General features: G+C 36.5%; 15 protein-coding genes. 1 reads left to right on the forward strand and 14 read right to left on the reverse strand.

The annotated features are described in order from the left end of the window. The 10 genes from rnc to OCL94_RS02710 form a co-directional block, all read right to left on the reverse strand. Complete coding sequence (gene rnc / locus OCL94_RS02665; RefSeq protein WP_262994281.1) at positions 1-726, reverse strand: ribonuclease III; 726 nt, start codon at positions 724-726, stop codon at positions 1-3. 137 nt (positions 727-863) lie between these two features. Beyond that, a complete protein-coding gene (locus OCL94_RS02670) occupies positions 864-1,097 on the reverse strand; it encodes an acyl carrier protein (protein WP_262994283.1) in 234 nt (77 codons plus the stop codon). Between the two features lie 40 nt (positions 1,098-1,137). Then, positions 1,138-1,872: a 3-oxoacyl-[acyl-carrier-protein] reductase gene (fabG, locus tag OCL94_RS02675; RefSeq protein WP_262994285.1), complete on the reverse strand. Its 735-nt coding sequence runs from the start codon at positions 1,870-1,872 to the stop codon at positions 1,138-1,140. Further along, complete coding sequence (gene fabD, locus OCL94_RS02680) at positions 1,863-2,759, reverse strand: ACP S-malonyltransferase (RefSeq protein WP_411268466.1); 897 nt, start codon at positions 2,757-2,759, stop codon at positions 1,863-1,865. Before fabD ends, fabG begins: the two co-directional genes overlap by 10 nt. 7 nt (positions 2,760-2,766) lie before the next feature. Beyond that, on the reverse strand, positions 2,767-3,750 hold the full coding sequence (plsX, locus tag OCL94_RS02685) for a phosphate acyltransferase PlsX (protein WP_262994289.1): 984 nt from the start codon (positions 3,748-3,750) through the stop codon (positions 2,767-2,769). Then, positions 3,743-4,315: a transcription factor FapR gene (gene fapR, locus OCL94_RS02690; protein ID WP_262994291.1), complete on the reverse strand. Its 573-nt coding sequence runs from the start codon at positions 4,313-4,315 to the stop codon at positions 3,743-3,745. The genes plsX and fapR overlap by 8 nt, the downstream gene beginning before the upstream one ends. Before the next feature lie 155 nt (positions 4,316-4,470). Next, positions 4,471-5,142, reverse strand: coding sequence for a class A sortase (locus tag OCL94_RS02695; RefSeq protein ID WP_262994294.1), 672 nt, complete (start codon positions 5,140-5,142; stop codon positions 4,471-4,473). A 10-nt stretch (positions 5,143-5,152) separates the two neighbouring features. Next, the gene (gene recG / locus OCL94_RS02700) at positions 5,153-7,171 is read right to left on the reverse strand and encodes an ATP-dependent DNA helicase RecG (protein ID WP_262994372.1); all 2,019 of its coding nucleotides are present in this window, start codon (positions 7,169-7,171) and stop codon (positions 5,153-5,155) included. A gap of 141 nt (positions 7,172-7,312) precedes the next feature. After that, entirely contained in the window at positions 7,313-8,953 is a 1,641-nt protein-coding gene (locus tag OCL94_RS02705; protein ID WP_262994296.1) for a DAK2 domain-containing protein, read from the reverse strand. Positions 8,954-8,967: 14 nt separating this feature from the next. Beyond that, positions 8,968-9,342 carry an Asp23/Gls24 family envelope stress response protein gene (locus OCL94_RS02710; RefSeq protein ID WP_262994298.1) on the reverse strand — a complete coding sequence of 125 codons (375 nt, stop codon included), beginning with the start codon at positions 9,340-9,342 and terminating at the stop codon, positions 8,968-8,970. 310 nt (positions 9,343-9,652) lie between these two features. On the opposite strand from OCL94_RS02710, the gene rpmB reads away from it, so the two are divergent. Then, positions 9,653-9,841, forward strand: coding sequence for a 50S ribosomal protein L28 (gene rpmB / locus OCL94_RS02715; protein WP_096076757.1), 189 nt, complete (start codon positions 9,653-9,655; stop codon positions 9,839-9,841). Positions 9,842-9,903: 62 nt separating this feature from the next. On the opposite strand, the gene OCL94_RS02720 is transcribed toward rpmB, so the two are convergent. Genes OCL94_RS02720 through OCL94_RS02735 form a run of 4 tightly spaced genes read right to left on the reverse strand, consistent with a single transcriptional unit; the run spans position 9,904 to position 12,914 of the window. Beyond that, complete coding sequence (locus tag OCL94_RS02720; protein WP_262994300.1) at positions 9,904-10,545, reverse strand: thiamine diphosphokinase; 642 nt, start codon at positions 10,543-10,545, stop codon at positions 9,904-9,906. 1 nt (position 10,546) lies between these two features. After that, positions 10,547-11,191, reverse strand: a complete 645-nt coding sequence (rpe, locus tag OCL94_RS02725) for a ribulose-phosphate 3-epimerase (RefSeq protein ID WP_262994302.1) — start codon at positions 11,189-11,191, stop codon at positions 10,547-10,549. Further along, entirely contained in the window at positions 11,191-12,072 is an 882-nt protein-coding gene (rsgA, locus tag OCL94_RS02730) for a ribosome small subunit-dependent GTPase A (protein ID WP_262994305.1), read from the reverse strand. Before rsgA ends, rpe begins: the two co-directional genes overlap by 1 nt. Positions 12,073-12,080: 8 nt before the next feature. Next, positions 12,081-12,914, reverse strand: a complete 834-nt coding sequence (locus OCL94_RS02735) for a formate/nitrite transporter family protein (protein ID WP_262994307.1) — start codon at positions 12,912-12,914, stop codon at positions 12,081-12,083. Positions 12,915-13,205 lie beyond the last annotated feature (291 nt).

Here is a 13,205-nt window from a genome sequence, read left to right on the forward strand (position 1 = left end):
TTATTCCCCTGCCATTAACAATGCTAACGCGGCCTGTGCTGCGCGTTGCTCTGATTCTTTCTTCGTTCTGCCTGTTCCTCGACCTAATTTCTCTTGTCCGATACACACTTCAGACGTAAACGTTTTGAAATGTGCTGGCCCTTCTTCGCTTACAAGGTCATACGTTACCTGTACATTTTTATGTTTATGAATATATTCCTGTAAATACGTTTTATGATCTAATATCCCTTCCATTAAATCTTCTGTAATATTCGGAAAGATAAACGTATTAAAAAATTGCAATGTCGCATCATATCCTAAATCTAAATATAACGCACCAACAAACGCTTCAAATACATCGGCAATTAATGACGGACGCGTTCTGCCGCCTGTTTTCTCTTCGCCTTTACCCAGTAATATTAAACCATCAAACCCTAACTGCTTCGCAAATGTCACAAGTGAAGGTTCACATACAATCGCTGCACGTAATTTCGTCAATTTACCTTCAGGCAAATCTGTATATTGTTTGTACAAATATTGTGAGACCATCAATTCTAACACCGCATCACCTAAAAATTCCAGCCGTTCATTATCATTTACTTTACTCAGCTTGAAATCATTGATAAAGCTTGAATGCGAAAATGCTTGTGTATAAATTGTGATATCGCGCGGTGTAATATTAAGTTGTTCAAATGTTTGTTGCATCTTCGTTTGGAACTGTTCTATCATCGCTAATCTTCGGTTCATATCTTACCTCCTCGAAAAAAATAAATACTCTTTTATTTTACGTTATGTAACAGTTAAAAAAAAGCAATAAATCAACAAATCAAAATAAAACCCTTATATTGAACACCAATAAGGTCATCAACATAAGGGATTATACATTATTTTTCTAATGATTCGATATATTTCACTGCATCACCAACAGTGTTGATTTTTTCTGCTTCTTCATCAGGGATTTCCATACCGAATTGATCTTCTAATTCCATTACTAATTCAGCGATATCTAAAGAATCAGCACCTAAATCATCTTTAAATGAAGCATCAGCAGTAACTTTATCAGCATCAACGCCTAAACGGTCAACGATAATTTCTTTTACTTTGTCGAAGTTTTCCATGTGTTTCACCTCCTTACAATGTTCCATTTAATTTTACAGTTTAGTTCATGAACATGCCACCATTAACGTGTAATGTTTGACCAGTAATATATTTTGCTTTATTGCTAGCCAAGAAACTAACAGCTTCAGCAATATCATTGACGTCTCCAAGTGTGCCTAACGGGATTTGACCTTTCATCGCTTGGACAATATCTTCTGATAACTTATCGGTCATATCACTCACAATAAATCCTGGTGCAACAGCATTTACGCGTATTCCTCTACTTGCAAACTCACGTGCAAATGTCTTTGTTAATCCTTCTACGCCCGCTTTGCTTGCAACGTAATTCGCCTGACCTGCATTTCCAAGAGATCCTACGACACTACTCATATTTATAATGACACCCGCACGCTGCTTTAACATATGACGCGATACGGTTTGGACTACATTAAATACGCCTTTTAAGTTCGTTGCTATGACGTCATCAAATTCCTCTGGTTTCATACGCATCGTTAAATTATCACGTGTAATACCTGCATTATTTACGACAACATCAACTGATCCAAATGTGTCAATCGTCGTTTGTACCATTGCCTTTACTGCTTCTAAATCACTCACATTCGCTTGAACAGCAATAGCACGCCTTCCGATTGATTCAACTTTAGCAACCACTTCATTCGCTTTATCGACTGATCCGGAATAATTGACAACGATATCAAAACCGTCCTGTGCAAGTTTCAATGCAGTTGCTTCACCTATCCCTCTAGAACTTCCTGTAACAATTGCTACTGACATGCTTTCACCTCATTTATTTGTTCCATACTACCGACTTGTTCAATCTTTACATTCCGATTTATCTTTTTCACTAATCCCGATAACACTTTGCCGGGACCTACTTCTATAAAGTGGTCAACCCCTTGTGCGATTAAATAGTCAATCGATGCTGTAAATTCTACTGGAGCATAGAGTTGCTTGATTAAATTCGCTCTTATTTCATCTTTATTTGTCACTGGTAAAGCATTAACGTTTTGAATGACCGGAATCGTTGCATCGTTAAATGCAATCGTATCAAGATATGCTTTGAATTCCGTTTCGATAATCTTCATTAAACTTGAATGAAATGGACCCGTAACATTTAACGGAATGATTTTTTTAATTTCAAATTCAGATTTCGAAGTAATTAATTGATCGATTAATGTTTTGTGTCCCGCAACGACAATCTGACCCGGACAGTTGATGTTCGCAATGTCCAGTATTTCAGTGTCATTCGATAATACTTTACATGCTTGTTCTACAACTTGACGATCAGTACCCATCACTGCTGCCATTGAGCCGACGCCAGGCGGAAATGCAGATTGCATTAATTGACCACGTTTACGGACGATACGGACAGCATCGATTGGTGAGAGCACTTCAGCTGCAACGAGCGCTGCATATTCTCCTAAGCTATGACCTACGACATACTCCGCTTGTAATCCAGCAAGCTTTAACGCTGCAATACTGTGCATTAATATTGCGGGTTGTGTATTTTCAGTTTCAGCTAATTTGTCACCACTATTCATTACGGCAATAATATCCGTATCAAGTGCTGCATTTAAATCATTCAATAGGCTTTGACCCGCTGCATCCTGATAAATATCCATGGCCATGCCTTGCATTTGCGACCCTTGCCCCGGAAACATGAGTGCTTTAGTCAACTGTTCCTACCTCTTTCGTTAAAGTATTTACGACATCTTCTTCAATCGCAATGCGTGCCTGGCGCAGCGCATTATAGAACGCAACTTTATCACTTGAACCGTGCGCTTTAATCACAAGTCCATTCACCCCAAATAATACGGCACCACCATATTCTGAGTAATCCATTTTGCCTTTTAGTTTTGCAAGATCGTTCTTAATAAGTGCCGTTGCCAATTTATTTTTAGTGCTGCTCGTTAATGTTGCTTTTAACATTTTAAAAATATTCGCTGCTGTACCTTCTAACGTCTTCAAAATGATGTTCCCTGTAAAGCCGTCGGTCACCACAATATCTGCTGTACTATTTAATAACGTTTTCGGTTCAACATTACCGATAAAGTTAAGTGAAGTTTCTGCTTGTAATAAGGCAAACGTTTCTTTCGTTAACGCATTTCCTTTTTTATCCTCCGTACCGATATTCGCTAATCCTATCGTTGGGTTGCTAATTTTACGATTAGCTTTTGCGTATACATTGGCCATCTTTGCATATTGAACTAAATGTTCCGGTTTCGCATCAGCATTAGCACCCATATCAAGTAACATAAAGCCTTTATTATCTATCGTTGGCAAAGTCATAGCAAGGGCAGGACGTTCAATCCCTTTAATGCGACCGACGATAAACAATCCAGCTGACATAAGAGCACCCGTATTCCCAGCTGAAACACACGCATCTGCTGTTTTTAATTTGACCGCTTCTGCTGCACGTACCATTGAAGCATCTTTTTTACGGCGTACTGAACGCACTGGTTCATCCTCCATCGTAATTTGCTCAGTGCAAGCAAAGAATTTAAAACGGTCATGCTGAATGGTGTTATACTCAGGTAAGCCATAGCCATGCACTTCGACATCATCAAATTCTTTCAAAAACATTTCAATCGCATCTAACACAATTTGCGGTGCATTGTCGCCACCCATTAAATCTACAGCAATTTTAATCATTCGTATCTCCCTCACTTGTATAGTACATTTCAAATAGTCCTGTAAACACAACTGTTTGTTTCACCGTACTTACGACTTCTATCTTGGCGCGCTTATGTTTCTTTGATAATACTGTTGCTTTTGTAACGACACGGTCACCTAACTTAACAGGTTTCTTAAACTGCACTTCACTTTTCGTCGTTAAAGCAAGTTCATCATTGATCACAGCAACACATAATGAATTTGCCTGCGCAAATAGATAATGACCACGCGCAATCTTATTACGATAAAATACATGCTCATCTTTAATATCTAAAAGTGAAATCGCAGAGTGGTCTAACTGTAAATCAATGACTTCACCAATAATCTCATCGAGTGGTAATGCGCGCACCTCATCGCGTTGCTTGACCGCAACATCTTTAATACGTTCTCTTAATTCAGGGATATTTTGTTCTAATCGGTCAAGACGAATAGTCTGAATGCTCACATTTAAATCACGACTTAAATCCTCATCTGTTAAAAAGGGGTCATCGTTTAAACGTTGATTTAATAGCGCCTGACGTTCTTTTTTATTTAATTTCTTCATCTACTCAAATCCTTTTTAGTAGTTGGTCTTAGTACTAGTAAATATAACATATAATATCATTCAACTGCAACTGATAAATGAAAAAACCGACACACATTTGCTGTGCATCGGTTATACATATCCTTTAATTCAAATAACATTAAGCAACATTATGATTATGCAGCTTTGTCTTTCACCTGCTCATTATTATTATCTTTCACAGGCTTACCATTCTCTTCATATAACTTTGCTTTAAAGATCATGCGCTCACTAAACAACATACGTTGTGGATCGTAATTATCACAAGTAATTAAAGTCAATTCCTGAATGGCGTTTTTCTTTTCATCTAATACGCCGACTTGTGTCGGTTTCACATTAAATATTTTATATATACGATATTTCTTCTCGCCATCTTTCGACTGCAGTATAACAGTATCTCCTACTTTAGCACGGTCCAAATAGTTAAATCGAATCCCTGCACCTTCGACGCGGTGGCCTGCGATTGCAACGTTTTGCTCAGAAAGTTTTTCGCCTTCTTCAACTAATGATACACCATTTTTTAAATTGAGCTGTGTCGCCGGTCCTTTAAGTAAAGGTTCATTAATTTTTGCAGCCGGGACTTTTAAATAGCCTAACATATTATCTTTAAGCTTTAGTTTTTCCGGCTCAGTTTTTGTAATCCATTTCTCTAACTGATTCACTTTCGGCTGATCTTCATTTTTCTCATACGCCGCGATAATTTTTTCGTTCACGATATCAGTATAATATTCACGGATATTTTGCCAGAAAAACATAACGAGTGCAGCAATGATACATAACACACCCAGTACTCTTAATATAATTCTCATATTATTCTCCTTAATCAATTTCTTGTGCATTGATTTCATAAGTCAGACGATCTTTCAAAAATGACAACTCAGGACGATTAATCGACCCATTTAATATCAATGCACTCGCTTCATCACGTGCCACTTCTAACATCCTATAATCTTCGACAATATTTGCAACTTTAAAATCCGGTAACCCACTTTGCTTTACGCCAAAAAAATCACCTGGACCTCGCATTTCTAAATCTTTCTCACTGAGCAGAAATCCATCGGTCGTTTGTGTCATAATTTGTAAACGTTCGATGCCTGTTTCAGTTTCAGGATTACCTACTAGTATACAATAACTTTGGTAATGACTTCTACCAACACGTCCTCGTAATTGATGTAATGTTGATAAACCGAATCGATCGGCATCATATATAATCATCATCGTCGCATTCGGAACATTGACACCGACCTCTACAACTGTTGTTGAAACAAGAATATCTATCGTATGACTGGCAAATTGCTGCATGATTTCATCTTTTTCATCAGCTTTCATTTTACCATGTAATAAACCAACACGGTCACGACCAAACTTCGATTGATACGATTCAAATATTTCCGTTGCATTCTTCACATCTAAATGTTCTGAAGCTTCTATTAGAGGACAAATAACATAAACTTGTCTTCCCTTTGTAATCTCTTGTTTTGTCTTTTCGTAAACTGCATCAATTGCTTCATGTTTCGCCCACTCAGTTATGATCGGCTTTCGACCTTTCGGCATTTGTTTAATCGTTGAAACATCAAGCTGACCGAATACTGATATGGCAAGTGTTCTTGGAATTGGCGTTGCAGTCATAAATAAGACATTCGCATTTTCACCTTTTTCACGTAATAGTTTACGTTGATTTACACCGAAGCGATGTTGTTCATCCGTTATAACCAGACCTAACTGTTTAAATGTGACAAGGTCACTGATTAAAGCATGTGTACCGACGATTACGTCGATTTCACCAATTGCGAGTTGTTCAAGAATGATTGCGCGACGTTTACCCGTAACAGAGGAAGTCAGTAATGCGACATTCACATCATCACCATAAAGAGCGCTTAAACTTTCAGCGTGCTGTTCTGCTAATATTTCTGTCGGCACCATTAATGCACTTTGCATGTGACACGTCTTTAATGCATACATAGCAATTGCGGCAACGACTGTCTTGCCAGAACCAACGTCACCTTGGAGTAACCGATTCATGCGAACTGGCGCTTTTAAATCGCGAAATATTTCATTGACAACGTTCTTTTGTGCATTTGTCAATTCAAAGGGTAATGTAGCAATGAATGCTTTAACATCCTGAATTTGATACGGAATACCACTCATTTGCGATTGATGTTCCTTTAAATGTAACATGCGCATTTTGAGTTGAAAAAGCAATAATTCACAAAAGGCAAATGTACGTTTCGCCTGTGCCAGTCGCTCATGAGATGATGGAAAGTGAAGTTCAGCAATCGCTTCTTTAAAGTCCCACAACTTATATTTTCGTTGCAAGTCTACAGGTAAAAATGGCGGTAAATCAGCTTCAAGTAATGCATTATGTATGATTTTCTGAAATGTTGCGCGTTTAATCAGCCCTTTTAAACTATACTGTGGTACTAAATCTCCATTTTGCGCCGTTTCATTCATTTTCTTAAAGCCAGTACCTTGAATAATTTGTTTACCTCTTATCCATTTGCCAGTTATTTTCACTTGTTCACCGACGATAATTTGAGGCTTGATATACAGTTGATTAAAATATTCAACGCGCACGGCAACATTATCAACCATGATATGAAATGATACTTTAGACTTGTTGCGACCGAAGTGAGCAACAGTTGCCTGTGAATATATTTCTCCTGCTACTGTAATTTTTTCACCGTCTGTCGCATCGTGAATATTTACAATCGTTTCATCATTATAGCGATAAGGTAAATATAAAAGCAGACTTTCAATATCTGTTATATTTAATGTGTGTAAATGTTCCAGCGTTTTCGGACCGACACCTTTTAAATGGTTAATTGGTTGTGATTGCATCACCTGTTGTTCCAATTCCTCTCACCTCTTTTCAACAATCTGTCACTTGCTATTATACGCAAAAATAAATATCCGGACAATTGAAGCATCCATCTGGATGAATCCTTCAATGTCCGGATATTACAATCATTTATTACAATTTTATTCTACTGAGAACATAAAGCTGTAAATTGGTTGTTTACCATCTTGTACCTCAACTTCAACCTCTTCGTAATGCTCAGCTAAGAAAGATTCGATTGCTGAAACGTCTTCATCTTTCGCATCAGCACCTTTAATAATTGTTACAATTTCAGAATCTTCATCAATTAATGATTTTAATAATTCAATACAAACTTTTTGCTGATCATTATCTGAAACTGTAATTTTACCTTCGTTAATGCCCATAAAAGCGCCTTTTTTAATGTCGATGCCGTCAATCGAAGTATCACGTACTGCATACGTCACAGAACCAGATTTAACATTTGCTAATGCAGCCGTCATATTTTGCGCATTCTCTTCAACGTCCGCTTCTGGATTATACGAAAGCATCGCTGATAACCCTTGTGGAATCGTCTTAGAAGGTACCACTTTAACAGGAATTTCTGTTACTTGCGCTGCTTGTTCAGCGGCCATAATAATGTTCTTATTATTTGGTAATACGATTGCTTCTTTACATCCACTTTGTTCAATTATCTTCACAATATCTTCAGTTGATGGATTCATCGTTTGACCACCACTGATCACATGCGTAGCACCGATGGATTTAAATAAGTCTGTAATTCCGTCACCCATTGAAATCGTAATAATCGCTTTCTCCACTTTCGCAGTTTGCTCTTGACGTAGACCACGTTTACGTAATACTTCACGATGTTGTTCACGCATGTTCTCTACTTTAATCTTAATAATTTCACCATATTGACTACCATATGTTAATGCTTCACCCGGTGTTTCAGAATGGACGTGTGTCTTTACAATTTCATCATCAGAAATAACGAGTAAAGAATCACCGAATTCAGCCATATCATTTCTAAAATCATCTTCATTAAATGCTTTCATACCTGGTTTAAATCGAACCATAAATTCTGTACAGAATCCTGGCACAATATCTTCTGTTTTCACGACATCGCCGAAGTCATGATCGTCATTGATGAAATCATCATCGACTTTACGCGCAACAGGTGCAGCAATCGCTTCACCTTTCATTACGCTTAAGAAACCTTCATAAACATACATTAAACCTTGGCCACCACTATCGACAACGCCAACTTCTTTAAGGACTGGCAATAAGTCTGGTGTACGTTGTAATGATGCATTTCCTGCACGCACTACTTCTTCCATAATTGCGATACAATCATCTGTTTCTTCTGCAATTTTCATTGCACCTTCACTCGCTTCACGTGCAACAGTTAAAATTGTACCTTCAACAGGCTTCATTACCGCTTTATAAGCCGTTTTTACACCTGCTTTAAATGCTTTTGCAAACTTTTTAGCATCAATTTCTTCTTCCTGCTCAATATATTTTGAGAATCCACGGAATAATTGTGAAAGAATGACACCTGAATTTCCACGTGCCCCCATTAATAAGCCTTTTGAGAATGCGATCCCAACATTACCAATATGTTTTTCAATATGTTCTTCAGTCTCTTTCGCACCTGAAGTAATTGATAAATTCATGTTTGTTCCTGTATCACCATCTGGTACCGGGAAGACATTTAATGAATCCACATAATCTGCATTTTGAGATAAGTTATTTGCTCCTGTAATAATCATTTCAGCAAATAGCTTGCCGTCAATTGTTTTCATGTTCATAATCCTCCCTATTCTTCATCGTCCAGTTTAATGACACGTACACCTTGGATGTATATGTTTACTGAATTTACTTTTAAATTTAAAGTTTTTTCTAATGTATATTTAACTGCAGATTGTACATTGTTTGCAATTTCTGAAATCTTCGTACCATATGCAACAATAATGTACATATCTACATCTAACACGCCATCATTATTCGTTACGATAACACCTTTTGAATAATTTTCACGACCAACAATATCTGCAATACCGTCTCTTACTTGATGTTTACTTGCCATACCTATAATGCCATAACATTCTACTGCAGTACCGCCAGCAATCGTTGCAATGACGTCACTTGAAATATCAATTGAACCTAATTCATTTGTAATTTCTAAAGTCATGATGTATCCTCCTTATCGATTTACATTCGTCACATTATTATAATCAATAATTTATGATAATTACAAGAAATCTATAGAAATCTGCGTAATTTATTATCATTTCCATACTAAATTATATTAAAATTACATGAATTCACTCATTTTTTACCGTCATTTTCATTAATTCCAGCAATCTTTGGTTAGAAACACGCCACACCATTCACACAGTACAACATCAAATATTTCTTGCATTCACTATCGGATTGTGTTAAATTATTATGGTATGTAAAAGATAAGTGTATCTCTATATTCTATTAAAGGAGGGAATAATATGGCTAAAGTATGTCATGTTACAGGCCGTAAAGCAGTTTCAGGTAACAATCGTTCTCACGCTATGAACTACAGCAAACGTCGCTTCGGTGCTAACTTACAAAAAGTTAGAATCTTAGTTGATGGTAAGCCTAAACGTGTATGGGTTTCAGCTCGTGCATTAAAATCAGGTAAAGTGACGCGCGTTTAATTGAATATACAGATACAAAAAAGACCTTTGTGTGAAAGGTCTTTTTTTGTTGTCTTTAATATTTATTTCACTTCATTACTTTGGATCATATAAACCATACCTTGTTCGATAACAATCTCTGCACGATCCGTTACAAATTCATTAGAAACTGTGCGTGTATATCCCATCTTCACTTCTAAACGGTCCGTTTCATATTTTAACCCATCAATAGAGATAATTACGCCATCATTCACCGGAATAAAAGAAACATATTTTTTGTCACGGCTTTTTTCGATAATGTGCGTGCCTGTCGGTAACACTTGAATTTCATTATAGTCATCGACCATAATAAATTCTGACTCAGATAATAACACATCAGGATGAATTAACGTTTGTAAGTTACCTAAGAAGTGATCTAATCTACCTCCAGTGGCACCGTGAATATACACTTTATCATAGCCTAAGTTTTTAGCGTATTGTATGCCTACTTCAAGGTCCGTTTCATTCTTTTCTGCAGGTAAATATTCTATATCAATTACTGCTTCAATTCGTGCTCGATCTTCATCAGTAACAGAATCAAAATCACCGAATGCCGCAATCGGACGAATACCTGCATCAACCAGCATGATTGTGCCATAATCTATACCGATCCAATCTTCTGCTTGGTGTGCCTTTAAATATGCTGTAGAAACACCAAGTTTCGTACATAATATATGTAAATTCATGTTATTCTCCCCTTAATATTGCCGTCGGTATTGATAAATCATCATGATTAAAGAAATATGATCCAGCTACTAATACATCTGCACCCGCATTGCTACACAATGTAGCAGTAGTTTCGTTGACACCACCATCGACCTCAATTTCATACGACAAATCATTATTTTGACGAAAATCATTTAGAAATTGAATCTTGTCGACACAACTCTCAATAAATTGCTGTCCGCCGAAACCAGGATTTACTGTCATAACAAGGACTAAATCGACATCTTTTAATACAGGCACTAATGATTCAATAGGAGTACCAGGGTTAAGCGTGATACCCGCTTTCTTACCCAACGCTTTAATTTGTTGAATGGCACGATGAATATGATTTGTTGCTTCAACATGAACTGTAATAATATCACTGCCCGCATTCGCAAACGCTTCAATATAACGTTCAGGATCCTGGACCATTAAATGGGTATCAATCGTTAAATCCGTTATTGCACGTATTTGATTTAACAATGGGAAAGCAAACGAAATATTCGGTACGAATGTTCCGTCCATTACATCGAAATGAATATAATCAATTCCTGCTGCCTCTAAACGTTGAATCTCTTGTTGTAAATTTAAAAAATCACATGATAATAAACTCGGTGCAACTTTCATTAGTATCTCACCTTTCTCGTTTCAATTTCCGTTAACATTTGTTGATAATGTTTATAACGTGATGCTAATATCTCGCCCGATTCAACTGCCGATTTAATGGCACATTTCGGTTCATTCGTATGCATACATTCTCTGAATTTACAGCCGTCATGCAATGCAACAAACTCTACGAAACAATGCTTTAACGTATTACGATCTAAATTATCTAAATCAAGTGAACTAAAGCCTGGTGTATCTGCAATATAGCCATTTTCAAGTGGAATTAATTCAACATGACGCGTCGTATGTTTCCCACGGTTTAACGCATTACTAATAACACCAGTGTTTAAATTTGCATTTGGAATTAACGCATTTATAAATGATGACTTACCTACTCCGGATTGACCGGCAAGCACAGTGATTCCTTTAATCAAGTTTGTAAAGTTGTGTTGTTCTAAATTAGATACGAACATAACATCGTAACCAATTTTTTGATAGTAGTCTAAACACGATGTAATATATTCAATTTGTTCATCATTGAGTAAATCCTTTTTCGTTACTAATAGGACAGGTTCAATGTCATATGACTCAATAATCGTAATAAATTTATCAACTAAATTTAAACTGAACTCTGGTTCTTTCGCACTCATAACAACGATTACACGGTCTACGTTCGCAACGGGTGGACGCACCATCACATTACGACGTTCTAATATTTCTAATATATAACCATCCGTATCATTTTCAATTTGAAACGCTACGAAATCACCCACATACGGAGTAATACCTTTTTTACGAAAGTTCCCACGCGCACGGCATTGATATATCAACCCGTCGCCTTCTGATTTTACATAATAAAAGCCACTCAACGCTTTAATAATTTGTCCTTTAATAACAGTCACCTCTATTGTTAATGTCTTTTCGGATCATTTAAATAAGCATAAAATAAACCAATAAATAATCCTCCGCCAACATAGTTTCCGAGTCCACTAAATAATAAATTGCGTAACATTGGTAAAATATTCGCTGCATCAAATTGATAAATTAATGCACTAACAAACACAACACCATTGGCAATAACGTGTTCATAACCCATATAAGCAAATATCGTAACCCCAATAATCATCGCTACCATTTTCGGTAAAGCTTCTTTGAAATGCATCGTAACGATAATTGAAATATTAATAAAGAAATTTGCAAATATACCTCGAATAAAAATATCTACCGATGAAAGATGCGTTTTCTTTTCTACTGTCGCATGCATTAAATTTAACATATCATTTGATATTAATGTACTAAATTTTAGCAAACTAAACAACAATATGCCACCTAACATATTGCCGATGAAGCATAATAAGAAGACAAGTAATGCACGTCGAATCGTTACCGATTTATAAAAAATACCAACTGTAAAATACATGAAATTGCTCGTAAGTAATTCTGAATACGTAAAGATGATGAAGATGAGGGCAAAACTAAACGTGATACCACCAACTAAACTTGCTAGATTGTCTCCGACAAGTGGTGCAAAATCAACACGTGCTTTCCAGGTGAAGACTGTGAGTAAGGCGATGATAAACCCTGCCATAACAGCTCTAAATATATACCTGATAAAAAAATCTTTAACTAAACTTTCTTTTGTTAATACTGTGTCTTGAATACCATCCATTAATTTTCGACCGTAGAAGAATTTTTCTGTTTCAGGAAAATTGTATGTAGTAGACGATTCTTGTGCTTTATTCATTTAATGACGCCTCCGATTTGTGATTTTTTTCACACAATGTATTGTAAAACATATTTTAGATTTATACAAGATTTATTTTTGAATGGATTCATTAATACGAAATATATAAATAATAAAAAAGACTGGAATTGAAGTTTATGTACTTCTTTTCCAGTCTGATGCGTTTTCTCCAGTTTTTCAGCGCCTTAACGCTTTGTCGACAGCCTCTCTTAAACGGCGTCTCCAAAGCAGTCGCTTCGAAAACTTCGAAAACATATCTGAAATCAAAGAGCGATTTCTGATTAGTTTTCT

The sequence above is a fragment of the Macrococcus capreoli genome (assembly GCF_025628935.1).
GTDB classification, from domain to species: Bacteria; Bacillota; Bacilli; order Staphylococcales; family Staphylococcaceae; genus Macrococcoides; species Macrococcoides capreoli.